This window comes from Rhizobium moroccans (genome assembly GCF_057559155.1).
The window spans coordinates 229,532-252,467 of sequence record NZ_JBHFJG010000001.1 but is presented as its reverse complement, the minus strand read 5'-3'; the positions used below and the strand labels follow the sequence as shown (position 1 = coordinate 252,467).

The following is a 22,936-nucleotide window of genomic DNA, read 5'->3' as shown; positions in this document are numbered from 1 at the left end:
ATGGTCGCAACCGTTATACGCGGCGCTCGACCATCATCTTCTTGATTTCGGCGATCGCCTTGGCCGGGTTCAGACCCTTCGGGCAAGCCTGCGCGCAGTTCATGATCGTATGGCAGCGATAGAGGCGGAAGGGGTCTTCGAGATTGTCGAGGCGCTCGCCCTTGGCTTCGTCGCGGCTGTCGATCAGCCAGCGATAGGCCTGCAGCAGAACGGCCGGACCGAGATAACGGTCGCCGTTCCACCAGTAGCTAGGACAGGAGGTCGAGCAGCAGGCGCAGAGAATGCACTCGTAGAGACCATCGAGCTTCAGGCGGTCCTCGTGGCTCTGCTTCCATTCCTTGGCGGGCGGCGGCGAAACCGTCTTGAGCCAGGGCTCGATCGAGCGGTGCTGCGCATAGAAATTGGTGAGATCCGGGACGAGGTCTTTCACCACCGGCATATGCGGCAGCGGATAGACCTTCACCGCGCCCTTCACGTCGTCCATGCCCTTGGTGCAGGCCAGCGTATTGGTGCCGTCGATATTCATGGCGCAGGAGCCGCAGATGCCTTCGCGGCAGGAGCGGCGCAGCGTCAAGGTCGGGTCGATCTTGTTCTTGATGTAGAGCAGACCGTCGAGGATCATCGGGCCGCAATCGTCGACATCGATATAATAGGTATCGATGCGCGGGTTCTGGCCGTCGTCCGGATTCCAGCGGTAGACGCGGTACTCCCGGACGTTCTTGGCACCTTCCGGCTTCGGCCAGACCTTGCCTTCGGTCATCTGAGAGTTCTTGGGGAGAGCGAGTTCAACCATATTGCAGGTTCCTTGAGATCAGTAGACGCGAGCCTTCGGCTCGATCTTGTGCGGATCGATGCCGTCTGCGATGAGCTCCGTATGGACGGGGCGGTAGTCGAGCTTCACGTCGCCCGCCTCGCTTACCCATGCGAGCGTATGCTTGCGCCAGTTCTCGTCGTCGCGACCGCCGAACGGACCGGACGTATAGTCCTCGCGGGCGTGGCTGCCACGGCTTTCCTTGCGGGCTTCCGCGCCGTAGACCGTGGCGATGGCGTTCGCCATCAGGTTTTCGAGTTCGAGCGTCTCGACGAGGTCCGAGTTCCAGATCATCGAACGGTCGGTAACCTGAACGTCCTTCATCTCGCCCCAGATTTCGGAAAGACGGCGGCAGCCGGATTCCAGCGATTCCTGGGTGCGGAACACGGCCGCGTCTTCCTGCATGGCGCGCTGCATCTTGTCGCGCAGCACCGCCGTCGGCGTGCCGCCCTTGGCATTTCTCAAACCGTCAAAACGATCCATGATCTTGTCGCAGGCGGTAATGTCGAGCGCCGGGATAGGCGCCGCACGGTCGATAACTTGGCCGGCACGGATCGCCGCGGCGCGGCCGAAGACCACGAGATCGATCAGCGAATTGGAGCCGAGGCGGTTCGCACCATGGACCGAAGCGCATCCCGCTTCGCCGACGGCCATCAGACCGGGCGCGATGCGTTCCGGATTAGCGCTATCGGCATTCAGCACCTCGCCCCAATAGTTGGTGGGGATGCCGCCCATGTTGTAGTGGACGGTCGGCAGGACCGGGATCGGCTCGCGGGTCACGTCGACGCCTGCGAAAATCTTGGCGCTCTCGGAAATGCCCGGCAGGCGCTCGTGCAGAACCGCCGGATCGAGATGGTCGAGATGCAGGAAGATATGGTCCTTGTTCTTGCCGACGCCGCGGCCCTCGCGGATTTCCAGCGTCATGCAGCGGGAGACGACGTCGCGCGACGCAAGATCCTTGGCGGAAGGCGCATAGCGCTCCATGAAGCGCTCGCCCTCGGAGTTGACGAGATAGCCGCCTTCGCCGCGCGCGCCTTCCGTGATGAGACAGCCCGAGCCATAGATGCCGGTCGGGTGGAACTGCACGAACTCCATGTCCTGGAGCGGCAGGCCGGCGCGCGCGATCATGCCGCCGCCGTCGCCCGTGCAGGTATGGGCAGACGTTGCCGAGAAATAGGCCCGGCCGTAGCCGCCGGTCGCCAGCACCACCATCTTGGCGGCGAAGCGATGGATCGTGCCGTCGTCCAGACACCACGCGACGACGCCGGTGCAGCGGCCGTCGTCCGACATGATCAGATCGAGCGCGAAATATTCGATGAAGAATTCCGCATTGTTCCTGAGCGACTGGCCATAGAGCGTGTGCAGGATGGCGTGACCGGTGCGGTCTGCGGCGGCGCAGGTGCGCTGCACCGGCGGGCCGGCGCCGAAATTCTGCATGTGGCCGCCGAACGGGCGCTGGTAGATCTTGCCCTCTTCATTACGGGAAAAGGGTACGCCGTAATGCTCGAGCTCGTAGACGGCCTTCGGCGCTTCCATGACCATGTACTGCATGGCGTCCACGTCGCCGAGCCAGTCGGAACCCTTGACTGTGTCGTAGAGGTGCCACTGCCAGCTGTCCGGCGTCATGTTCTGCAGCGAGGCGGCGATACCGCCCTGTGCCGCGACAGTGTGGGAGCGGGTCGGGAAGACCTTGGTGATGCAGGCGGTCTTGAACCCCTGCTCGGCCATGCCGAGCGTGGCGCGAAGACCCGCGCCGCCCGCGCCGACGACGATCACATCATAGGAGTGATCGACATAGGTATAGGCCTTGCCGTTCTGGGCGATGGGAGAAATCGATGCCATGACCGGATTATCCTGCGAATGCGATTTTCAGGACGGCGAAAAGACAGAGCCCGCCGACAAGAAGGGAAAAGAAGGCATTGAGGACGAGGGCCGCAAGCTTCATGCCTTCCGAGTGAACATAGTCCTGAATGATCTCTTCCATGCCGAGGCGCATGTGCACGATGCTGGCGATGATGGTCAGCGCATTGATCGTCGCAACGAAGGGATTGGCAAGCGCGCCGACCACGTCCGCATAGGGCTTGCCGACATGCATGATCAGGAAAACGATATAGAAGAGGATGAGGGGAACGAGGGCGACCGAAGTCGTCCGGACTTTCCAAAAGTGATCGGTGCCGCTCTTGGCCGAACCCAGCCCGCGAACCTTTCCGAGAGGAGTACGCATATCCATGGTCTATTCTCCTCAGCGGACCAGAAGCACGACCGCCCAGACCAGAATGGTCAACGCGATGGAAGCGACGAGATTGGCCTTGGCGAGCTTGGTCGAGAACTCCTTCTCGAAGCCGTAGCCGAGATCCCACATGATGTGGCGCAATCCGCCGAGCAGGTGATGGATGATCGCCCAGGTGTAGCCGAACAGGATGATCTGGCCGACGATCGTGCCGAACAGCCAATTGACCTGATTGAAGTATTCCTCGCCCGAAGCGGCTGCGATCAGCCAGGCAGCAACCAGGATCGTGCCGAAATAGAGTGCACCGCCGGTAATACGGTGAACGATCGACATCGCCATGGTGGGAATGAACTTATAGATTTGAAGATGCGGCGACAGGGGCCGGTTGTTTGTCACATTCGCCATCAGAACCTCGCGGCGTCGTATGCGGTATCGAGGGGCAGAACGCCCGGCAATGCACTGTGCCGAAGAAATGTGCATTGCATCATCGGCGTGGTTTAATCCCCGAAATCCTCAACGACAAGCACTATTCAAACGGATTTCAAATTTAATCGATTGTGTTTTTTCTGCGGGAAGCAAGCCTCAATCTTCGACGTCGGCGTTAACCATATCCGCCAAAGGTTAATGCATCGAGACGGATTTCCGGACCTTTTCGACGGCACTTCGTGTTAACCTTTCGTTAGCTTTTCGCGCTCGGAGGCCGGCATGACGCCGATTCAGATCACATCCACGCTGCTTGCGGCGATATTTGTTACCCTGCCCGCATCCACGGCTTTTAGCAGCGATTACAACAGCAGCCATCGCCACGGCGGCTATCATGCGAAGTGGCGGCCTTCGATCGGCTACACCAATCCGGTGTCACGCATCCGCGGCGTGGGAACATTCAGCAGCTCGTCCTGGGCATTCAATCTCGACCGCGTTGCCGGTTCGATTCGCGAATATCGGATTTCCGGCCCGCAACTGGCTCCCATGGCGAAGGTGATCGATGTCGAGAGCGAGCCGCCAGGCGGCCTCTTCAATCCGAGGAACGCCTGCTCCTATGAGATGGGCGTATGCGTGATCCGCGGCGATCGCTGATAATCAGATAATAAATCGCCAGACGGTGGTTTTCTTGACTTCGCTGTCTTCCAATGCGCGGGTGACCGGCACTTCATAGACGGCGCATGCCTCCAGCCGGTCCCTAGGACAATAGCTGCGGCCAGGGTCACCGATCAGCACCAGTTTTCCCTCCGCCGCCAGCCGGCTGAACCAAGGCACGAGATCGGCCGCAAAATCGCGATCGTAGAAGACGTCGCCCGCGAGGATCACATCGGCATCGATTTCACTTCCAACAAGATCCTGATCGGTAAAGTCGACTTCCACGCCATTCTCGGCGATGTTGAGCTTCACGGCGCTTGCCACCCATGGATCGATATCCGCCGCGAGGACATGGGCCGCACCGGCCATTTTCGCCGCAATCGCCACCAGTCCCGAACCCGTGGCAAAATCCAGGACTCGGCTGCCGGCAACCGCCTCCGGGTGATCGAGAACGTAGCGGGCGAGCCCCTGCCCGCCAGCCCAGGCGAAGGCCCAGAAGGGCGGTGGCAGACCGATCTGCTCGAGCTCTTCCTCCGTTTTCGACCACAGCTCATGCGCCTCGGCTGCCAGATGCAGCCGGATTTCCGGCACATGCGGCGGCGCCATGATATCCGTGTTGGCGAGGATGAAGCTGCGGGGATCGGTCTTCACCGGCCGGTCAGTCCGGCGATCGCGGCGGATTGTCGAGACCACCGAGCCTGCAGATCTCGAAATATTCCTCCTCCGTCACCGGCTGCACGGAAAGCCGCATGGAGGTGACGAGCGACATCTTCTCGAACTTCGGGTTCGCCTTGATATCCTTAAGCGTGACCGGCTTGGGTAGATCGCAGACTGCGCGGATATCGACGCAATCCCATCTCGGGTCGTCCTTGGCCGTGGAATCGGGATGGCTGAGGGCACAAACCTCTACGATGCCGACGATCTCCAACCCTTCGTTGGAATGATAGAAGAAGCCTTTGTCTCCGAGCTTCATGGCGCGCATGTTGTTGCGTGCCTGGTAATTGCGCACGCCGGTCCATTCCTCACCCTGCGCGCCCTTGGCCTTCTGCTGCTCCCAGGACCAGGTGGAGGGTTCGGATTTATAAAGCCAATATGCCATGGAAGCTCACTCCGCCGGCTTGTTGAAGACCCAGTTATAGGGCTTCACCTCGACCTTCTCGAAGAGCCCGGCGAGATAATAGGGATCCGCTTCAGCAAGCGCGCGGGCAGCAGCCATGTCTTCCGCCTCGACAATCACCAGGCTGCCATTCGGCTTACCCTCGTCGTCGAGAAACGGGCCGGCCATTTTCAGCGTGCCTTCGGCATTCAGCTTGTTCAGGTGCTCCAGATGCGCGGGGCGGGTCTCCATCCGCACGTTCAGATGGCCGGGCTTGTCGGTGCATAGGAAGGCAAACAGCATCACTTTCTCCTGGAAAAATCTCTATTCGGTGGTGATCGGCCGGGTCATCAACTGTTCCGTTGCGGTGCGGATATCAAGCCTGCCGTCGATGATGGCCGCCACCGCATCGGTAACCGGAAGTTCGACCGAGAATGCTTGCCCGAGCCGGGACGCAACGGACGCGGCAAAGGCGCCTTCCACCAATGGACCACCGGCGGTGGTCGCAGGCTCGCCTTTGCCGAGCGCGATGCCGAAACGCAGGTTGCGGGACTGGTGGCTGGTTCCCGTCAGCACGAGATCGCCAAGTCCGGAAAGCCCCCGCACGGTATCGGCCTTGCCGCCCATCGCCGTCACCAGCCTCGACATTTCCGCAAGCCCGCGGGAAATCAGCGCCGCGCGGGCGGAATCGCCTAGCCCCGCCCCTTCGACTATGCCGCAGGCGATCGCCAGCACATTCTTGAGCGCGCCGCCGAGCTGGACGCCGATCCGGTCCGTTGCTGCATAAAGCCGGAAAGTCCGGCTGGAGAGCGCAAGCGCCAGCCGTTCCGCGAGGGCATAATCCTCCGCAGCGATCGACATGGCCGTCGGCAGGCCGCGGGCGATATCCGCCGCAAAGCCGGGGCCGGAAAGCACCGTAACCGGGTGGTTCGACAGCTCCCTCTCGAGCACTTCGGTCAGCAGCTTGCCGGAGGCGCGATCGATCCCCTTGGCGCAGGTGACGACCACGGCATCCTTCCCGAGATAGGGACCGTAATGCTTGCCGGCGTCCGCATGGGCCTGCGAGGGCATGGCGAAGAGCACGATGCTCGCATCCTCGATCGCATCCGGCTCGGCGGAAAATTCAAGGGAATCAGGCAAGGGCACCCCCGGCAGGGCCGCATCATGCACGCGATCCTCACGCAGATCGCTCATCAGTGCGGGATCCCGTCCTATGAGCGTCACGGGAAATCTGTTCTCGAGGGCGACGACGGCAGCAAGAGCAGTTCCGAAGGCGCCTGCACCGACCACCACGATCCTTTCAGCCGCGCTCATGCCTTCGCACCCCGCTTGCCCGATCCCAATAAAGTTTTCGCGTGACTGTCGAGCGGCCAGCGCGATCGCGGCTGAACATCGAGCGCATCAGCGGGAAAATCCTGTGCCAGCCTTTCCAGGCCGGCCCAGGCGATCATCGCCGCATTGTCGGTGCAGAGCCTCATCGGTGGAGCAATAAAGCGAAATCCATGCTCCAGGCAGAGCGCCTGCAGCGTGCGCCGGATCTCCTGGTTGGCGGCAACGCCGCCGGCAACCACCAGCGCCGGCTCGACATCGAGGCTCATGAACTCCGCCTTGAAGCGGGCAAGACCACGGCCGATGCGGTCTTTCAACGTGCGCGAGATCGCCTTCTGGAACGAAGCGCAGATATCGGCGACGTCCTGTTCGGACAGAGGAGCGATTTCGGTCGCCGCCTGCCGGACGGCCGTTTTCAATCCGGAAAAGGAGAAGTCGAGCCTGGCTTCACCGACCAGCGGCCGTGGCAGGGAGAACCGGTCGGGGTCACCCACCTGCGCCGCCTTCTCCACGGCCGGACCACCCGGATAAGGAAGCCCGAGCAGTTTGGCCGTCTTGTCGAAAGCCTCGCCCAGGGCGTCGTCGATCGTGGTGCCCCAGCGCTCGTAGTCTCCGACGCCGCGCACCAACACGAGCTGGGTATGGCCGCCGGAAACGAGCAGCATCAGATAGGGAAAAGAGAGTCCATCCGTGAGGCGGGCCGTCAACGCATGGCCCTCGAGATGATTTATCGCCAGCAACGGCTTGCCGGCGGCGCGGGCAAGCGCCTTGGCCGTCATCAATCCGACGATCAAGCCGCCGATCAGGCCGGGCCCGGAGGTCGCGGCGACTGCATCGATATCGTCGAGCGACACCTCGGCTCTATGGAGCGCCTCTTCCACCAACCCATCCAGGGCCTCGACATGGGCGCGGGCGGCGATTTCCGGCACCACGCCGCCATAGGCGCTGTGTTCCTCGAGCTGGGAAAGCACCACGTCCGAAAGGATTTCGCCGCGGCCATCCGGATGGCGTGCGACAACGGCCGCGGCGGTTTCGTCGCAGCTTGTTTCAATGCCGAGGATGCGAAGAAAGGTCGCCATGGCCCCTCGTTGATTGCGATGCCGGCCAAACCGGTCTACGAAAGCTCCGGTAACAATGGAATGAAACGGATGCAAACAAAACCTTTCCGGATCGGCACTCGCGGCAGCCCTTTGGCACTCGCCCAGGCTTCCGAGACGCGTGCGCGGCTGATGGCTGCGCACGGTATGCCGGAGGAAATGTTCGAAATCGTGGTGCTGTCGACGGCCGGCGATCGTATTACCGACCGATCGCTAGCCGAGATCGGCGGCAAAGGGCTTTTCACACAGGAGCTGGAGGAGCAGCTTCTTTTGGGCGACCTCGATTTCGCCGTACACTCCTCCAAGGACATGCCGACGAAACTGCCGGATGGCCTACAGCTTTCGGCTTACCTGCCACGAGAGGATTTTCGCGACGCCTTCATCGGCCGCACCGCGCCGACCTTGACCGCCCTTCCTGATGGCGCGACGGTCGGCTCCTCCTCTCTTCGCCGGCAGGCGCTGATCCGCCGCATCCGGCCGGATATCAACGTCATTACTTTTCGGGGCCTCGTCGATACCCGTCTGCGCAAGCTTCGCGAAGGCCAGGTGGATGGCACCTTGCTCGCCTTTGCCGGCCTCAAGCGGCTGAAGAAGGAAGATGTCGTTACCGAGCTGCTCGACCCCGAGGACTTCCCTCCGGCTCCGGCCCAGGGCGCGATCTGCGTCGAAAGCCGGATTGACGACACTCGTATCAATGCGTTTCTCGAGGCGATCAACGACAAACCGACCTATGATGCGGTCTCCTGCGAGCGTGCCTTCCTGGAGACACTCGATGGCTCCTGTCGCACGCCGATCGCAGGTTACGCGGTCTGCGAAGATCACCAACTGAAATTTTCCGGCCTCATCCTGACCCCGGATGGCCGTCAGGAGCATGCGATAACTGTCGAAGGCTCACGCGACGAGGCCGAGAAGCTCGGCCGGCGGGCAGGAGAAGCCGTGCGCGCGGCTGCAGGCACCAGCTTCTTCGACAGCTGGACCTAAGACATGCGGGTCGTCGTCACCCGCCCCCTTGCCTCGGCCGGACGCACTGTCGAACGGCTTGCCTTGATGGGCCACGAGCCGGTGCTTTTTCCGCTGACCGAGGCCCGACACGATCCGGCGGCAGTGGCGGAAGCGCTGGAGGAGCCGCATTTCGCCATCGCCGTCACCAGTGCCGAGGCTGTTCGCTGCATGCGGGAACTCGGTCCGGAACTGGCTCCCTATCGCGGCGAAGCTCTCTTCGCCGTCGGAGAAGCCACTGCCGATGCGGCCCGGGAGGTGGGTTTCCGCTTCATCCATGTCGGGCCGGGCACCGGCACGGAGCTGGCGGCGCATATAGCGGGCACCGATAGCGCGCGCCAGGCGACATCGCCGCTGCTTTACCTCGCCGGCAAACCGCGCTCGCCCGCCTTCGAGGAAGGGCTTCGCCATCGCGGTATCCCGTTCGTGACGGCGGGATGTTATGAAATGATCCCGGTGATGCCGGGGGATGGCCGCCTGCTTATCGACCCGCCCGTCGATGCCGTGCTTCTCTACTCCAGGGAGAATGCAAACCTCTTCTTCGGCCTGGATATCGTGCGGCAAAATGCCCGTGCATTTGCAGGCATGGTCTTCTGCTGCATGAGCGAGAATGTCGCCGAAGCCGTTCCACAGGGTTTCCGCAACGACCTTCGTATTGCGAAAAGACCAGAGGAGCCGAGCCTTCTCGCCCTTCTTTAGTCGAGGTGAGGAGCAAAATCCCGTGCGGCCCTTCCCTTCGCCGGGCCCGCCGACTAGTTTGCAAGAAGCAAATGCAGAATGAGGTCCCCATGGTTTCGGAAAAGCCGCCCCGCCGTTCCAGAAAGGCCAACGAGCCGGTCACGATAGACCTTTCGGCCGAGGAAACGAGCGCGGTCGCGGAGCCGATACGCAGCAACGACACCGACGAACCGGTCACGCCAGCGGAAGACGAAAGCCTTCGGGATACCGAGGCCGCAACCGCCGCCGCCGCCGGTAAGAACGAGGATACGAAAGAAGGCGGCGTGGACGCCTCGTCCGAACCGTCCTCCGCCGAAGAAGCCATCAGGGAAGATGTGCCGGAGGAGGCCGACACCAGGGCCGGTTTCACTGCCCCGCGCCAGCCGGAACCCACGTCACAGACGCGGCTACGTCAGAACCCCACGACCTCCACCCTGATCGCCTCCGGCATATTCGGCGGCATCGTGGCGCTCGCCCTTGCAGGCAGCATGCAATACGCGGGGTATCTCCCTGCCGCAACGCCCGCACCTCCCCCAGCACCGGTCGCCGATACCAGCGCCCTCTCCTCGCAGATTGCGAGCCTGCAGCAGGAAATCGCGACACTGAGGGAAAGGCCGACTGCCGATACCGCCGGGCTTCAGGCCCGTGTCGAAGCGCTGGAAACCACTTCCAGCACCACTCCCGCCCCGGCCGACACCGAAGCGCTTGCTGCGCTGAAGAGCGACGTCGACCTCCTGCGCTCCGCCGTGGAAACCACCGCCGGAAATGATGCGGAGCTCGAACGCCGGCTGATCGAGGCCGAGGCCAAGCTGAACCGGCCCGGAGCGGAAGAGCAGGTGGCGCGAGCCGTGGCCGCGTCTGCGTTGAAGGCCGCCGTCGATCGGGGCGGGCCATTCACCACTGAGCTGGAAACCTTCGCCGGCCTCGCCGCCGATGATCCCGCGGTCGCCGAACTGCGGAAATTCAGCGCCACCGGCGCTCCTTCCCGCGCCGAATTGCTGCGGGATTTCCCGGCGGCAGCCAATGCAATCCTCGATTCCGTGAGCCAGCCCGATCCCAATCAGGGCATAGCGAGCCGCCTGATGGCAAGCGCGTTTTCCGTCGTGAAGGTCCGTCGCGTGGGTGATGCCGAGGGCGATACGCCGGAAGCGATCGTGGCCCGCATGGAGAACAAGCTGCGCGATGACGACCTGCAGGGGGCGGCGGCGGAATGGGAAAAACTGCCGGAGCCCGCAAAAGCCGCGTCCCAGCAATTCAAGCAGGGACTGGATGGGCGCATCCAGGTGGAAAAGCTGGTCGGCGATAGCCTCGCGCGCGTCATGAGCGGCACGGGTCGACAGGGCTGAGGACGTATTATGATGGTCAGACTAATCGCCTTCCTCCTCCTCGTCCTCGCACTCGGCTGGGGTTTTTCATGGCTCGCCGACCGGCCAGGCCTGATCTCCATCACCTGGCAGGATCATCTTATCGAAACGAGCGTGATGGTCGCCGCCACCTTCGTCGTCGCGCTCGTCGCCGCCGCAATGATCGTCTGGTGGCTCCTCCAGGGGGTCTGGAACTCGCCGCATTCGGTTCGCCGCTATTTCCGCGCCCGCAAGCGCGATCGCGGCTATCAGGCGCTCTCCACCGGCCTCATTGCCGCCGGAGCCGGCAATTCCCTCCTCGCCCGCAAGATGAGCGCCCGCACCAAAGGACTGCTGAGCGCCGATCAGGAGCCGCTGATCCACCTTTTGGAAGCTCAGGCAGCCCTAATCGAGGGCAAGCACGATGAGGCAAGGCAAAAATTCGAACAGATGGTCGAGGACCCGGAAACCCGCGAGCTGGGATTGCGGGGCCTCTACATGGAGGCCCGCCGGCTGGGCGCCAACGACGCAGCCCGCCAATATGCGGAAAAAGCGGTGGAGAAGGCTCCCTATCTACCCTGGGCGGCCCAGGCTACGCTCGAATACCGCTGTCAGTCCGGCCATTGGGACGATGCCATCCGCCTTCTCGACCAGCAGCGCGTCGCCAACGTGGTCGACAAGGGCCAGGCCGATCGATGGAAGGCGGTTCTCCTGACGGCCAAGGCCGGCGACCGGCTGGAAGGCGACCCGAAGGGAGCCCGCGACGATGCGCTCGCCGCCCTGAAACTTGCCAAGGATTTGGTACCTGCGGCGGTGATTGCGGCCAAGGCCTATTTGCGCGAAGACAATGTCCGGCGCGCCGCCTCCCTTCTGGAGAGCGTGTGGAAACTCACGCCTCATCCGGAGATCGCCAGCACCTATGTCCGCGCACGGAGCGGCGACAGTGCCGTGGATCGATTGAAACGGGCCGAAAAGCTCGAGGCGATGCGACCGAACAATGTGGAATCGCTTCTCGCGGTCGCTCAGGCCGCACTCGACGCACAACAGTTCAGGAAGGCGCGCGCCAAGGCCGAAGCCGCCATCCGCATGGACCCGCGCGAATCCGCCTATCTGCTGCTTGCCGATGTCGAGGAAGCCGAAACCGGCGATCAGGGCCGCGTGCGGCACTGGATGGCTCAAGCGCTCCGGGCTGCGCGTGACCCCGCCTGGGTGGCTGACGGCATGGTTTCGGAGAAGTGGCTGCCGATCTCGCCCGTGAGCGGCAGGCTCGATGCCTTCGAATGGAAGGTCCCCTTCGGTCAGCTCGAAGGCCCAGTGGAGGAAGGCACGCTTGCGGCGGACGATGCGATCGCCCCTCTGCCGCCGGCCTCGGAAATCGCCCCGGCACCGCGGCGGGAAGAGCCGCGGAAGGCGCCCGCGACCATAGAGCTTTCCGTCCCGAAGGCCGAAAAGGAAGCGGCACCTGTTGCAGCAAGGTCACCAGCGCGCAGCAATGTGAAGCCTCAAGAGGAAAAAACACCGGAAACCGACGAGGAGGTGGTTCCATTTTTCGGACGACCACCGGATGATCCCGGCGTCAAGGATCCCGACGCCGCCCAACCTGCGACGAGGCTCCGGCTTTTCTAAAGGAGAGGGCCAAGCATAGATGTTGGATCGCATCCAGGCCTTCCTCCACACGCTCACCGCATCGCACCATTCCGACGAATTCGCGCCCGACGATCCGCGCGTGGCTTTCGTAGCACTCTGCTTTCAGGTGATGGAAGCGGACGGCAATGTGTCGAAGCAGGAGCAGAAGAAATTCCGCGACCTCATTCGCCAACGCTACAATCTGAGCGAGGAGCGGCTGAAGGCTCTGATCGAGATCGGCCGCGACGAAAGCCGTGAAGCAGTTGACTATTATCGTTTCACCTCCGATCTTAAGCGGCATCTCGCCAACGAAGAAGATCGTATCGAGCTGCTCGGCATTCTCTGGGATATCGTCTATGCCGATGGAGATAGGAACGAGATCGAAGATCACGTGATCTGGCGGATAGCCGATCTTCTCGGTGTCTCGGCACGCGATCGGGTCTTGCAGCGCCAAGAGGCAGCGGCGCGTGTTTCGGGAGGAGACCAGGGAGGAAATTGAGGACCGTAATATGCTGATTCTTCCCTCCCGCCGTACCAGGAAGCAGCCGATATTGATCGTGCTCCATCAGGAGCGCTCCTCTCCTGGCCGCGTCGGCCAGATGCTCGTCGAAAAGAGCTACCCTCTCGATATCCGCCGTCCCGTTCTTGGCGACCCGTTGCCGGATACCCTGGCGGAACATTCCGGCGCCGTGATCTTCGGCGGCCCCATGAGCGCCAACGACCCTATCCCTTCGTCAAGACGGAAATCGATTGGATCGGAGTGCCGCTCAAGGAAAACCGGCCCTTTCTCGGGATTTGCCTGGGCGCGCAGATGATGGTGCGGCACCTGGGCGGCAAGGTCGCTGCCGACAAGGAAGGGCTCACCGAAATCGGCTGGTATCCGTTGCACGCCACCGAACATGGCCGGCTTCTGATGCACTGGCCGAAGATGGTCTATCACTTCCACCGCGAAGGTTTCAGCCTGCCGACCGGCGCCCATCTGCTCGCGGAAGGCGATGCCTATCCGAACCAGGCAATCCGCTACGGCGACAATGCCTGGGGCCTGCAATTCCATGCGGAACTCACCCGGGCGATGATGCAGCGATGGGTGGTCCGCGGCGAACATCGCTTCGTCATGCCGAATGCCCAACAGGGCCGGGAACACCTGGAAGGCCGCATGATCTTCGACCAGCCTCTGCGCGAATGGCTGTGGCAATTCCTGGACCTGGTCTTCGAACGGCAGTTCGCAACGAAAAAGGCGCCAGCCGAGGCCGAACCCAAGCGGAGCCTTCAGGCGGGCTGAGCCGCCGTATTTTCGCGATCCGGAGCTTCCAGGCTATCGATGTTCCGGAGCTTCGGAAAGGCAAGCGCCCAGGCAATGGCGACCGCGAGCGTGCCGATGCCGCCGACCACCACCGCCGGCACCGCGCCGAAGATGGACGCCATCGTGCCCGCCCGGAACTCCCCAAGCTCGTTCGAAGCGCCGACGAACACCATGTTTACCGCGTTGACGCGGCCGCGAACCTCGTCCGGCGTCCAGAGCACGATCAGCGTCTCGCGCACGTAGACGGAAATCATGTCTGAGGCGCCCATCAGCATCAGCGCCGCGATGGATATCCAAGCCGTTTCGGAGAGGCCGAAGATCACCGTCCCCAGCCCGAACAGGGCGACGCCGATGAACATCGCGATACCGGCATGATGGCGGACCGGATGAAAGGCGAGCCAGACCGCAACGACGACCGCGCCGATGCCGGGCGCGGCCCGCAATAGGCCAAGGCCCCAGGGCCCGAGCGCCAGCACATCGCGCGCAAAGATCGGCATCAGCGCTACCGCGCCGCCGAGCAGCACGGCGAAAAGATCGAGCGAAATGGCGCCTAGCACCACTTTCTCTTTCGAAATGAACCGGAAGCCGGCAAGAATCTCTTCCCAGTTCACCGCCTTCGAGGGGCTCCGCTGCGCGGGCTTGGGAATCATCAACACCAGAACCGCCGCCAGGATCAGCAGCGCAAGCGCGACGGAATAGGCCACGACCGCGCTTGCGCCATAAAGCAAGCCGCCCATGACCGGCCCCAGGATTGCCGCCATTTGCCAGGAAGAGGAATTCCAGGCGATCGCGTTTGCGAGATCTTTCTCAGGAACCAGATTCGGCGCAAGCGACTGCACCGCCGGCCCCATGAAAGCACGCTCGACACCGAAGACGAGCAGGATACCGAAGACCGGCAGGGGAGCAAAGGCGCCGGCGAGCGTCAGCCCCAGAAGCGCCGCCGAACAACCGGCACCAATGACGAGGCAGATGGCCACGATGGCCCTGCGATTATACCGGTCGGCGACCGAGCCGGTAACAAGGATCAGGAGAAGGGAGGGCAGAAACTGGAAGAGGCCGATCAGTCCGAGATAGAGCGCGCTGCCGGTAACATCATACATTTGCCAGCCGACAGCGACGCTCACAATCTGGATCGCGAAGGCGGCGAGAAACCGGGATGCGAAGAAACGCGCGTAGGATGCATGCCGAAAGGCAGCAAAGCGATCACCGGTACTGGGAATGGACATGAGCGGCTTCCAGGAAGGGCAGGAGCGGCAAATCCCGGAAATGCCCGTGGAACTTGATTCGCCTGCTGTGCATATGCGGCACTTGCCCGTTAGTTCGCCAATGTCTACATGTCTGTCAACAACGAATTGGAGACTTGGATGTACGCGCTGTTTCAGACCATAGATTTGGCCTTGAACCTCTACACGTGGGTGCTGATCGCCAGCGCCATTTTCTCCTGGCTCTATGCCTTCAACGTCATCAACTCGCGAAACCAGTTCGTCGATGCGATCGGCCGTTTCCTCTACAACATCACCGAACCGGTCCTGCGGCCGATCCGCCGCATCATGCCCGATCTCGGCGGCATCGACATCTCGCCCATCATCGTCCTGCTGATTATCTTCTTCCTGCGCTCGCTGATGTGGACGACCGTCTATCCGATGGTCGCGTGAGCCGGCCCTACAGCAGGCAATCGGATCACCTTCGCCTCTCAATTCGCCTGACGCCGAATGCCCGGCATGACGGTTTCGACGGGATCGAAATCGGAACCGACGGCGAGGCTTACCTAAAAGCCCGCGTCACCGAGATCCCCGAGAGCGGCAAGGCCCTCATCGCCTTGCTTGCGAGCACACTGAAGCGGCCGAAATCCTCGATTTCCATTCTCTCCGGAGAAACGGCGCGCAAAAAAATCCTCCGGATCGACGGCGATCCGGAGGAGACTGTAGAAAAGCTCGAAGCCGTCTTGCGGGGCTGAATTACTTCTTGTCGGCCTGATAGCGCTCGATCGCTTCGACGATCAGCTTCTTGGCGACATCGACACCCTGCCAACCACCGATCTTCACCCATTTGCCGGGCTCCAGATCCTTGTAGTGCTCGAAGAAGTGCTCGATCTGCTTCAGCGTGATTTCCGGCAGGTCGGTGTAGTTTTTGACCTTGTCGTAGCGCTGGGTGAGCTTCGGAACCGGCACGGCGATGATCTTCTCGTCCTTGCCGCCATCGTCTTCCATGACCATGACGCCGATCGGGCGGACGTTGATGACGCAGCCGGGCACCAGCGGACGCGTATTGCAGATCAGAACGTCGATCGGATCGCCATCCTCGGAGAGCGTATGGGGCACGAAGCCGTAATTGCCCGGATAGGTCATCGGCGTGTAGAGGAAGCGGTCGACGACCAGCGCTCCGGCTTCCTTGTCCATCTCGTACTTGATCGGATGGCCGCCTACCGGCACCTCGACAATGACGTTGACATCTTCCGGCGGGTTCTTGCCAACAGAAATCGCATCAATACGCATTCTTTTCCCCGATGAGGTTAACTGTCCGGGGGCTTCGATACTGGGAATCATGCTGCAAGGCAACAAGGCTTTCGCCAAAGAATGGTCCGGCAGGTCATCCGCCTTCCGGAACGAAGCCTCCGCCGGAACCGCTACGGCCAGACGAAACCGATCTTCCTGAGCTGCGTGCCGCCGAAATCTTCCATGCCTTCGGCGATGTCGATCCCGCCATACCGGCGGAAGAAACGGGCCGCGTGATCGCTGTCTTCCAGGCACCAGACGACGAGCCCTTCGCAGCCGAGCGATTTAAGCAGCCTGCGGCTTTCGCCGAACAGTCGGCGCCCGAGCCCGACGCCCTGAAATTCGGGCCGAAGATAGATCTCGTAAACCTCACCGTCATGCGGAAGGGCGCGAGCCCGGTTGAGCCCGATCGTCGCATATCCCGCCACCGTGCCGGCGACGTCCAGCACCAGGAGGGTCGCAGGCCCTCGCGTCGCTTTTCGCCACCAGCTCTCGCCGCGCCGCTCAAGCATCTGGGTGAGCGGCTTGTGCGGGATGAGGCCCGCATAGGCTTGCGTCCAGGCAGCGCGATGCACTTCCGAAATGGCTCGGGCATCTTGCGGGTCGGCCCGCCGGACATCGATCGACAACGTTTTCATAACGCTATTGTGGTCCCGCTGCAGGTGATCCGCCATTCCCGCCTGGGGAAGCCGACGGATTGCCCACAGACTTCTCATGTGAACGATGCGGAAAGGTTAACGCCTTTTTAACCCTGGCAGCAAGTCTGCGCCGAATGAAGGCACAAATAAAAAACCCCGGCGTTCAAGCCGGGGTTTCGAAGGGCACATAGGGCGTTTTCAGCCTAGCGCGACGCGGGATTTTTCGAATCGCTTGCGGTCGTTGGCATCGAGGTAAATCTTGCGCAGACGGATCGACTTCGGCGTCACTTCCATCAATTCATCGTCCTGGATCCAGGAGAGAGCGCGATCGAGCGTCATGCGGATCGGCGGGGTCAGCCTGACGGCTTCGTCCTTACCGGCTGAACGGATGTTGGTGAGCTGCTTGCCCTTGAGGACGTTGACTTCGAGGTCGTTGTCACGGCTGTGAATGCCGATGATCATGCCCATGTAGACCTTTTCGCCCGGCTCGATGATCATCGGACCGCGGTCTTCAAGGTTGAACATCGCATAAGCGACGGCTTCGCCGGCCTGATTGGCCAGAAGAACGCCGTTGGTACGGCCGGCAATCTCACCCTTGAACGGCTGGTAGTCGTGGAACAGGCGGTTCATGATCGCCGTGCCGCGGGTGTCGGTCAGCAGTTCCGACTGGTAGCCGATGAGGCCGCGGGTCGGCGCAAGGAACTTCAGACGAACGCGGTTGCCGCCCGACGGACGCAGCTCGGTCATCTCGGCCTTGCGCTCGGACATCTTCTGAACAACGACACCGGAATGTTCTTCATCGACGTCGATGACGACTTCTTCGATGGGCTCCATCATAGTGCCATTCTCGTCCTTGTGCATGACGACACGCGGACGCGAAACGGCCAGTTCGAAACCTTCGCGGCGCATGGTCTCGATCAGGACGGCGAGCTGAAGTTCGCCGCGGCCGGAAACGTAGAACGAGTCCTTGCCTTCGGCTTCTTCGATCTTCAGGGCCACATTGCCTTCTGCTTCTTTGAACAGGCGGTCGCGGATGACACGGCTCGTGACCTTGTCGCCTTCGGTGCCGGCAAGCGGGCTATCGTTGACGATGAAGGACATGGTAACGGTCGGCGGGTCGATCGGCTGAGCCGTCATCGCTTCCGTAACAGAGGGATCGCAGAACGTATCGGCGACGGTTCCCTTGGAGAGACCGGCAATCGCTACGATATCGCCGGCCTGCGCATCCTCGATGGGCTGACGCTCGATGCCGCGGAAAGCGAGAATCTTAGAAATACGGCCGGTTTCGACCGTCTTGCCGTCCTGGCTCAAGACCTTGACGGCCTGGTTCGGCTTGATCGAACCCGAAGCGATACGGCCGGTGATGATACGGCCGAGAAACGGGTTGGCTTCGAGAAGCGTGCCGATCATCCGGAACGGGCCTTCTTCGACCACCGGCTCCGGAACGTGCTTGAGCACGAGATCGAGAAGCGGCGCCAGACCTTCGTCCTTCGGACCTTCCGGATTGACGTTCATCCAGCCATCGCGACCGGAACCGTAGAGGATCGGGAAGTCGAGCTGCTCGTCGGTAGCGTCGAGATTGGCGAACAGGTCGAAGACTTCGTTGATGACTTCTTCGTGGCGGCCGTCCGGACGGTCGATCTTGTTGATCGCGACGATCGGGCGAAGACCGACTTTCAGCGCCTTGCCGACCACGAACTTGGTCTGCGGCATCGGGCCTTCCGACGAGTCGACGAGAACGATCGCGCCATCCACCATCGACAGGATACGCTCGACTTCACCGCCGAAGTCGGCGTGACCGGGGGTGTCGACGATATTGATGCGGTGGCCCTTCCACTCGACCGAGGTGGCCTTGGCGAGGATGGTGATCCCGCGTTCCTTTTCCAGGTCGTTGGAATCCATCACGCGCTCGGCCACGCGCTGGTTCTCGCGGAAGGAGCCAGACTGTTTCAGGAGTTCGTCGACGAGGGTCGTTTTCCCATGGTCAACGTGCGCGATGATCGCGATGTTGCGAAGTGCCATATTGGATATCTCTGAAGCTGAGGCGCACTAACGGGAGGACGCGCCATATTTCGTTGGCGCGCTCATACCCGTTTTTTTGCATTTGCGAAAGGGGGCTAGCCAACCACTCTCGGCAGGACTGCCCTGCAGTGCCGATCAGGCATCGCTGCCGGCGAGTTCCTCGACCATGGCAAGTCCCTTTTTCCTGAGCATGGCCTGGGGATCGGGAAGCTTGCCGCGGAAGGCCCTGTAGGTTTCCTCCGGATCGATCGAAGCGCCGACGGAATAGATATTGTTCTTCAGTTTGCGCGCCATCACCGGATCGAAGACATTGCCGGTTTCCTCGAAGGCGGCGAAAGCATCCGCATCGAGCACTTCCGACCACATGTAGGAATAATAACCCGCCGAATAGCCGTCGCCCGAGAAGACGTGCTGGAAATGGGGCGTGGCATGCCGCATGACGATTGAGGTCGGCATGCCGATCTCGACAAGCACTTGCCTCTGCACTGCCATAGGGTCTTCGACTATATCTCGTGTGTGGAAAGCCATGTCCACCAGTGCGGACGAAGTGAATTCCACTGTCGCAAAACCGGCATCGAAGGTGCGGGCAGCCAATACCTTATCGAGAAGTGCCTTCGGCATGGGTTCGCCGGTCTGATGATGGACGGCGTATTTTTCGAGGATTTCCGGCACGGTCAGCCAGTGCTCGTAAAGTTGGGAGGGCAGCTCGACGAAATCGCGAGCGACCGCCGTACCCGAGACGGAAGGATAGGTGACATCGGAAAGCATGCCATGCAGCGCATGTCCGAATTCATGGAAAAGCGTGCGTGCATCGTCGAGGGAAAGCAATGCCGGCTTGCCTTCGGCCGGCTTGGCGAAATTGCAGACATTGTAGACGATCGGCAATTCGCCCGTCGTGCCGTTCTTCAGCGGCAGCTTGTGCTGCGACTGGAATGAACTCATCCAGGCTCCGGAACGCTTGGAGGACCGCGCGAAATAGTCGCCGAGAAAAAGCGCCTTCAACGCTCCTCCTTTTTCCCGAATCTCGAAAACACGGACATCGGGATGATAGGCCGCAACGCCCTTGACCTCCGCGGCCTCAATGCCGAACAGGCGTTCGGCGACATCGAAGCAGGCCTCGATAATCTTTTCGAGCTGCAGGTAAGGCTTCAATTCGGATTCGGAAAAATCGAAGGTCCGCTCGCGCAGCTTTTCGGCGTAGTGCCGCCAATCCCAGGGCATGACCTCGTGGTTTCCGCCCTCCTCCGCAATCAATCCAGCAAGGCTTGCCTCTTCCTCCAGCGCCTTGGCTCGCGCCATCCTCCAGACCTCGCGCAGCAGCTTGTCCACCGCCTCCGGGGTTTTCGCCATGGTGTCGTCGAGCTTGTAATCCGCGAAGTTCTTGTAGCCGAGAAGCCCCGCCTTTTCGGCGCGCAGCGCCAGCATTTCCCGCACGATGCCGATATTGTCCCTCTCGCCGCCGTTTTCGCCCCGTGCAACCCAGGCCTTGAAGGCCTGCTCGCGCAGATCCCGGCGGCTGGAGAATGTCAGGAACGGCTCGATGATCGAGCGCGACAATGTCACGGCATAGCCGTCTTCGCCGCGCTCGCGAGCCGCCGCCGCCATGGCATCGCGTAGGAAAGAAGGGAGGCCTTCAAGATCGGCCTCGTCCGACAGCTTAAGCGACCATTCCTTCTCGTCGCCCAGTACATTCTGGCCAAAACGTGCGCCGAACCCGGCCAGCTTCTCGTTGATGTCGGCCAGCCGCTCCTGTTCGGCTTTGGCAAGCTTGGCACCGGCGCGCACGAAGCCCTTCCAGTGGCGTTCCAGCACTCGCTTTTCCTCGACGGTAAGGCCGAGTTCCTCCCGCTTTTCCCAAAGGGAATCGATGCGGGCGAAAAGAGCTGCATTCATGCCGATCTTGGAATAGTGCCGCGACATCCTCGGCGCGATTTCGCGCTCCAGCGTCTGGACCCTGTCATTGGTATGGGCACCGGCCTTGTTCCAGAACAGCGCCGAAACCCGTGAAAGCTCGTCACCCGCGATTTCCAGCGCCACGACCGTATTGGCAAAGCTCGGCTCGTCTGGATTGTTGGCGATCTGGTCGATTTCAGTTTCGTGGGCCGCAAGCGCCGCATCGAAAGCGGGCGCGAAATCCTCATCCCTTACCTGGTCGAATTGCGGCAGGCCGTGATAGCCGTTCCAGTTCACGAGCGCGGGGTTGGGGAAATTTGCCATCGAAACATCCTTTGAAATGACAGGTCGCCCTCATATAGGCGAAGGCGGAGGGAATGTTATTACCGGTGGACATGTACCTTCGGCAAGAAAGCACATGTCGATGGGGTTTTGTCCCTCCCGGACAGCTTTCGCGAACACATTTGCGTTGTCAACGCGATCTACGGCCGCTTTTCATTGGCGCTTGCCCGGAAAGATAGTAAGCGTGCCTTACGAATTTTGTGAGGAACGATGGGCGCCCGTCCCGATCTCTATACGCTTGGCTTTCTGGTCAGCGACAGTGCCCGCTTGATGCGGGTCGCCTTCGAGCGGCGCATCAGCCAGGCAGGGCTCGGCATCACGCCGGGAGAAGCCAGAGCTCTTCTCACCATTGCTGCGGCCGGTGGCAGCCGTCAGCTCGATATCGCAGCGCGCATGGGTGTCGAGCCGATGACGCTCTGCACCTATCTCGACAAGTTTCAGGCCTTGGGATTGATAGAGCGTCAGCAATGCTCCGCAGACCGGCGGGCAAAAAGGATCACCCTCACCGAAAGCTCCGGCGATCTGATCGAGCGCGTGCGCAACGAATTGCGTGCCGTGATGGTCGAGGCGACAGAGGGCATGAGCGAGGAAGACCGGTTTCTGCTCGACGATACCCTGAAAATCTTCAACGCCAACCTTCAGATGGCCAATAGCTCTCCCTCCCCCGCCGCGGCAGATGAAAGCCGATAGTTGCGCGCCCATGCCCGCCGTCATGAGCGAGCGCCGCACCACCCTGCTCGGCGCGCTGCTGACGGCGGTAGGGCCTATCTCCATGGCTATCTATACGCCGGCCATGCCGGAACTCGTCCGGGCCTTCGGCACGACGGAAGCGGCCATAAAGCTCAGCCTCTCGCTTTATTTCGGCGGGTTTGCCCTTGCCCAGCTCCTGGCCGGTCCCGTCTCCGATGCCTATGGCCGCCGGGTGGCGACGATCGCCTTCCTCTCGATCTATCTGGTCGGGTCGATCATGGCCGCCTTCGCGCCGACGGTGGAGTGGATACTGGCCGCCCGTCTGGTGCAGGGCATTGGCGCTTCGGTAGGCCTCACCGTCTCCAGGGCGGTTGTACGCGACCTTTTCGTCGGCCCACAGGCAGCCCGCATCATGAACATGATCGGCATCATCCTGGCGATCGGCCCCGCTATCGGTCCGACGATCGGCGGATTGGCGGCCTCGAGCTTCGGCTGGCAATCGGTCTTCCTGCTGATGATCCTGTTCGGGCTCATCGCCCTGACGAGCTGCATGCTGTTCCTGCGCGAAACCGTGGTGCCGGACAGAGATCGGTTGAAGCCGCTGAAACTCTTCTCCGCCTATGCCGGGTTGATCGTCGACCTGCGCTTCCTCCTGCCCTCCCTCGTGTTGGGAGGGACGATCGGCGCGCTCTATGCACAGGGAACCATGCTGCCCTTCGTGCTGATCGATGCTGTCGGCCTCAGCCCCGCGCAGTTCGGCCTCGGCATGCTGATGCAGACCGGCGCCTATCTGAGCGGCTCCGTCATCTTACGGCTGGTCTCCAAACATCTCGCCGGCCCACAGGCGGTGGTGATCGGGCTTTGCTTCAGCGGCGCGGGCGGCACGCTGATGCTTCTCTCGGTCTTTTTCCTGCCGCTCTCGTTTCTCTCGATCATGGGGCCGGTCGCCGTCGCTACCTTCGGCATGGCGTTCCTGACACCTCATATCATCACCATCGGCCTTGCGCCTTTCCCGCACATGGCGGGGTCTGCAGCCGCTTTGATGGGATTCATCCAGATGGGTGGGGGCTTCGCCGGCGGAGTGGCCGCCTCCGCGCTCGGCGAACCGCTGACCTCGCTCGGCATCATCATCCCCTGCATGCAATATCTCGCCGTCGGCAGCTACGTTTTCTACCGGCTGACCGGCCGCCAATAAAAAGCCCGCCTCCTCACTCAAGGAGACGGGCGC

At 61.8% G+C, this 22,936-nt stretch carries 24 protein-coding genes and 1 pseudogene; 11 read left to right on the top strand and 14 right to left on the bottom strand.

The features are described 5' to 3' along the window. Nucleotides 1-13 precede the first annotated feature (13 nt). From ACE04I_RS01160 to sdhC, 4 genes are read right to left on the bottom strand one after another with little or no spacing between them, the layout of a single operon-like run. Nucleotides 14-793 carry a succinate dehydrogenase iron-sulfur subunit gene (locus tag ACE04I_RS01160; RefSeq protein ID WP_046796288.1) on the bottom strand — a complete coding sequence of 260 codons (780 nt, stop codon included), beginning with the start codon at nt 791-793 and terminating at the stop codon, nt 14-16. An 18-nt stretch (nt 794-811) separates the two neighbouring features. After that, nucleotides 812-2,653: a succinate dehydrogenase flavoprotein subunit gene (sdhA, locus tag ACE04I_RS01155; RefSeq protein ID WP_046796287.1), complete on the bottom strand. Its 1,842-nt coding sequence runs from the start codon at nt 2,651-2,653 to the stop codon at nt 812-814. A gap of 7 nt (nt 2,654-2,660) precedes the next feature. Then, a complete protein-coding gene (gene sdhD / locus ACE04I_RS01150; protein WP_046796286.1) occupies nt 2,661-3,041 on the bottom strand; it encodes a succinate dehydrogenase, hydrophobic membrane anchor protein in 381 nt (126 codons plus the stop codon). 12 nt (nt 3,042-3,053) lie between these two features. Continuing rightward, a complete protein-coding gene (gene sdhC / locus ACE04I_RS01145) occupies nt 3,054-3,446 on the bottom strand; it encodes a succinate dehydrogenase, cytochrome b556 subunit (RefSeq protein WP_046796285.1) in 393 nt (130 codons plus the stop codon). Between the two features lie 300 nt (nt 3,447-3,746). Between sdhC and ACE04I_RS01140 the strand changes: the two genes are divergently transcribed. Further along, nucleotides 3,747-4,118: a hypothetical protein gene (locus tag ACE04I_RS01140; RefSeq protein WP_487206406.1), complete on the top strand. Its 372-nt coding sequence runs from the start codon at nt 3,747-3,749 to the stop codon at nt 4,116-4,118. 3 nt (nt 4,119-4,121) lie between these two features. On the opposite strand, the gene ACE04I_RS01135 is transcribed toward ACE04I_RS01140, so the two are convergent. From ACE04I_RS01135 to tsaD, 5 genes are read right to left on the bottom strand one after another with little or no spacing between them, the layout of a single operon-like run. After that, nucleotides 4,122-4,769 carry a class I SAM-dependent methyltransferase gene (locus ACE04I_RS01135; RefSeq protein WP_487206405.1) on the bottom strand — a complete coding sequence of 216 codons (648 nt, stop codon included), beginning with the start codon at nt 4,767-4,769 and terminating at the stop codon, nt 4,122-4,124. Nucleotides 4,770-4,776: 7 nt separating this feature from the next. Next, nucleotides 4,777-5,217: an EVE domain-containing protein gene (locus tag ACE04I_RS01130; RefSeq protein WP_487206404.1), complete on the bottom strand. Its 441-nt coding sequence runs from the start codon at nt 5,215-5,217 to the stop codon at nt 4,777-4,779. A gap of 6 nt (nt 5,218-5,223) precedes the next feature. Further along, nucleotides 5,224-5,517: a YciI-like protein gene (locus ACE04I_RS01125; RefSeq protein WP_046796282.1), complete on the bottom strand. Its 294-nt coding sequence runs from the start codon at nt 5,515-5,517 to the stop codon at nt 5,224-5,226. A 21-nt stretch (nt 5,518-5,538) separates the two neighbouring features. Continuing rightward, complete coding sequence (locus tag ACE04I_RS01120; RefSeq protein ID WP_487206403.1) at nt 5,539-6,528, bottom strand: NAD(P)H-dependent glycerol-3-phosphate dehydrogenase; 990 nt, start codon at nt 6,526-6,528, stop codon at nt 5,539-5,541. Then, the gene (tsaD, locus tag ACE04I_RS01115) at nt 6,525-7,622 is read right to left on the bottom strand and encodes a tRNA (adenosine(37)-N6)-threonylcarbamoyltransferase complex transferase subunit TsaD (RefSeq protein ID WP_487206402.1); all 1,098 of its coding nucleotides are present in this window, start codon (nt 7,620-7,622) and stop codon (nt 6,525-6,527) included. Before tsaD ends, ACE04I_RS01120 begins: the two co-directional genes overlap by 4 nt. Before the next feature lie 69 nt (nt 7,623-7,691). Here tsaD and hemC point away from each other — a divergent pair, with 69 nt between their 5' ends. The 6 genes and pseudogenes from hemC (at nt 7,692) to ACE04I_RS01085 (ending at nt 13,607) form a co-directional block, all read left to right on the top strand. Further along, nucleotides 7,692-8,621 carry a hydroxymethylbilane synthase gene (gene hemC / locus ACE04I_RS01110; protein ID WP_487206401.1) on the top strand — a complete coding sequence of 310 codons (930 nt, stop codon included), beginning with the start codon at nt 7,692-7,694 and terminating at the stop codon, nt 8,619-8,621. Nucleotides 8,622-8,624: 3 nt separating this feature from the next. Further along, nucleotides 8,625-9,338, top strand: coding sequence for a uroporphyrinogen-III synthase (locus tag ACE04I_RS01105; protein ID WP_487206400.1), 714 nt, complete (start codon nt 8,625-8,627; stop codon nt 9,336-9,338). A gap of 89 nt (nt 9,339-9,427) precedes the next feature. Continuing rightward, nucleotides 9,428-10,702 (top strand): COG4223 family protein, encoded by a 1,275-nt coding sequence (locus ACE04I_RS01100; protein ID WP_487206399.1) that lies wholly within the window; start codon nt 9,428-9,430, stop codon nt 10,700-10,702. Between the two features lie 12 nt (nt 10,703-10,714). Then, entirely contained in the window at nt 10,715-12,325 is a 1,611-nt protein-coding gene (locus ACE04I_RS01095) for a heme biosynthesis HemY N-terminal domain-containing protein (RefSeq protein WP_487206436.1), read from the top strand. A gap of 19 nt (nt 12,326-12,344) precedes the next feature. Further along, nucleotides 12,345-12,824 carry a tellurite resistance TerB family protein gene (locus tag ACE04I_RS01090; RefSeq protein WP_487206398.1) on the top strand — a complete coding sequence of 160 codons (480 nt, stop codon included), beginning with the start codon at nt 12,345-12,347 and terminating at the stop codon, nt 12,822-12,824. Between the two features lie 10 nt (nt 12,825-12,834). Then, a pseudogene (locus ACE04I_RS01085) lies at nt 12,835-13,607 on the top strand (glutamine amidotransferase). On the opposite strand, the gene ACE04I_RS01080 reads toward ACE04I_RS01085, so the two are convergent. After that, complete coding sequence (locus ACE04I_RS01080) at nt 13,595-14,854, bottom strand: MFS transporter (RefSeq protein ID WP_487206397.1); 1,260 nt, start codon at nt 14,852-14,854, stop codon at nt 13,595-13,597. The pseudogene ACE04I_RS01085 and the gene ACE04I_RS01080 sit on opposite strands and share 13 nt — an antisense overlap. A 138-nt stretch (nt 14,855-14,992) precedes the next feature. Here ACE04I_RS01080 and ACE04I_RS01075 point away from each other — a divergent pair, with 138 nt between their 5' ends. After that, on the top strand, nt 14,993-15,283 hold the full coding sequence (locus tag ACE04I_RS01075) for a YggT family protein (RefSeq protein ID WP_046796274.1): 291 nt from the start codon (nt 14,993-14,995) through the stop codon (nt 15,281-15,283). After that, nucleotides 15,280-15,585: a DUF167 family protein gene (locus ACE04I_RS01070; RefSeq protein WP_487206396.1), complete on the top strand. Its 306-nt coding sequence runs from the start codon at nt 15,280-15,282 to the stop codon at nt 15,583-15,585. Before ACE04I_RS01075 ends, ACE04I_RS01070 begins: the two co-directional genes overlap by 4 nt. Nucleotide 15,586: 1 nt before the next feature. Here ACE04I_RS01070 and ppa read toward each other — a convergent pair whose 3' ends face one another. The 4 genes from ppa to ACE04I_RS01050 all read right to left on the bottom strand — a co-directional run bounded on the left by ppa (nt 15,587) and on the right by ACE04I_RS01050 (nt 21,000). Further along, entirely contained in the window at nt 15,587-16,123 is a 537-nt protein-coding gene (gene ppa / locus ACE04I_RS01065) for an inorganic diphosphatase (protein ID WP_046796272.1), read from the bottom strand. A gap of 131 nt (nt 16,124-16,254) precedes the next feature. Beyond that, nucleotides 16,255-16,761, bottom strand: a complete 507-nt coding sequence (locus ACE04I_RS01060; protein WP_046796271.1) for a GNAT family N-acetyltransferase — start codon at nt 16,759-16,761, stop codon at nt 16,255-16,257. Nucleotides 16,762-16,959: 198 nt separating this feature from the next. After that, on the bottom strand, nt 16,960-18,783 hold the full coding sequence (typA, locus tag ACE04I_RS01055) for a translational GTPase TypA (RefSeq protein WP_487206395.1): 1,824 nt from the start codon (nt 18,781-18,783) through the stop codon (nt 16,960-16,962). Nucleotides 18,784-18,918: 135 nt separating this feature from the next. Next, entirely contained in the window at nt 18,919-21,000 is a 2,082-nt protein-coding gene (locus tag ACE04I_RS01050; RefSeq protein WP_487206394.1) for a M3 family metallopeptidase, read from the bottom strand. Between the two features lie 228 nt (nt 21,001-21,228). On the opposite strand from ACE04I_RS01050, the gene ACE04I_RS01045 reads away from it, so the two are divergent. Next, entirely contained in the window at nt 21,229-21,708 is a 480-nt protein-coding gene (locus tag ACE04I_RS01045) for a MarR family winged helix-turn-helix transcriptional regulator (RefSeq protein WP_046796268.1), read from the top strand. 22 nt (nt 21,709-21,730) lie between these two features. Further along, on the top strand, nt 21,731-22,903 hold the full coding sequence (locus tag ACE04I_RS01040) for a multidrug effflux MFS transporter (RefSeq protein WP_487206435.1): 1,173 nt from the start codon (nt 21,731-21,733) through the stop codon (nt 22,901-22,903). Nucleotides 22,904-22,936: the final 33 nt, after the last annotated feature.

Bases quoted from the DNA above. Each gene is read 5' to 3' on its own strand.
- tsaD (WP_487206402.1), bottom strand. From the start codon at position 7,622: ATGGCGACCTTTCTTCGCATCCTCGGCATTGAAACAAGCTGCGACGAA.
- ACE04I_RS01075 (WP_046796274.1), top strand. From the start codon at position 14,993: ATGTACGCGCTGTTTCAGACCATAGATTTGGCCTTGAACCTCTACACG.
- ACE04I_RS01125 (WP_046796282.1), bottom strand. From the start codon at position 5,517: ATGCTGTTTGCCTTCCTATGCACCGACAAGCCCGGCCATCTGAACGTG.
- sdhD (WP_046796286.1), bottom strand. From the start codon at position 3,041: ATGGATATGCGTACTCCTCTCGGAAAGGTTCGCGGGCTGGGTTCGGCC.
- ACE04I_RS01080 (WP_487206397.1), bottom strand. From the start codon at position 14,854: ATGTCCATTCCCAGTACCGGTGATCGCTTTGCTGCCTTTCGGCATGCA.
- typA (WP_487206395.1), bottom strand. From the start codon at position 18,783: ATGGCACTTCGCAACATCGCGATCATCGCGCACGTTGACCATGGGAAA.
- ACE04I_RS01090 (WP_487206398.1), top strand. From the start codon at position 12,345: ATGTTGGATCGCATCCAGGCCTTCCTCCACACGCTCACCGCATCGCAC.
- ACE04I_RS01040 (WP_487206435.1), top strand. From the start codon at position 21,731: ATGAGCGAGCGCCGCACCACCCTGCTCGGCGCGCTGCTGACGGCGGTA.
- ACE04I_RS01140 (WP_487206406.1), top strand. From the start codon at position 3,747: ATGACGCCGATTCAGATCACATCCACGCTGCTTGCGGCGATATTTGTT.
- ACE04I_RS01120 (WP_487206403.1), bottom strand. From the start codon at position 6,528: ATGAGCGCGGCTGAAAGGATCGTGGTGGTCGGTGCAGGCGCCTTCGGA.
- ACE04I_RS01095 (WP_487206436.1), top strand. From the start codon at position 10,715: ATGGTCAGACTAATCGCCTTCCTCCTCCTCGTCCTCGCACTCGGCTGG.
- ppa (WP_046796272.1), bottom strand. From the start codon at position 16,123: ATGCGTATTGATGCGATTTCTGTTGGCAAGAACCCGCCGGAAGATGTC.
- sdhC (WP_046796285.1), bottom strand. From the start codon at position 3,446: ATGGCGAATGTGACAAACAACCGGCCCCTGTCGCCGCATCTTCAAATC.
- ACE04I_RS01160 (WP_046796288.1), bottom strand. From the start codon at position 793: ATGGTTGAACTCGCTCTCCCCAAGAACTCTCAGATGACCGAAGGCAAG.
- ACE04I_RS01130 (WP_487206404.1), bottom strand. From the start codon at position 5,217: ATGGCATATTGGCTTTATAAATCCGAACCCTCCACCTGGTCCTGGGAG.
- sdhA (WP_046796287.1), bottom strand. From the start codon at position 2,653: ATGGCATCGATTTCTCCCATCGCCCAGAACGGCAAGGCCTATACCTAT.
- ACE04I_RS01045 (WP_046796268.1), top strand. From the start codon at position 21,229: ATGGGCGCCCGTCCCGATCTCTATACGCTTGGCTTTCTGGTCAGCGAC.
- ACE04I_RS01060 (WP_046796271.1), bottom strand. From the start codon at position 16,761: ATGAAAACGTTGTCGATCGATGTCCGGCGGGCCGACCCGCAAGATGCC.
- hemC (WP_487206401.1), top strand. From the start codon at position 7,692: ATGCAAACAAAACCTTTCCGGATCGGCACTCGCGGCAGCCCTTTGGCA.
- ACE04I_RS01050 (WP_487206394.1), bottom strand. From the start codon at position 21,000: ATGGCAAATTTCCCCAACCCCGCGCTCGTGAACTGGAACGGCTATCAC.
- ACE04I_RS01100 (WP_487206399.1), top strand. From the start codon at position 9,428: ATGGTTTCGGAAAAGCCGCCCCGCCGTTCCAGAAAGGCCAACGAGCCG.
- ACE04I_RS01105 (WP_487206400.1), top strand. From the start codon at position 8,625: ATGCGGGTCGTCGTCACCCGCCCCCTTGCCTCGGCCGGACGCACTGTC.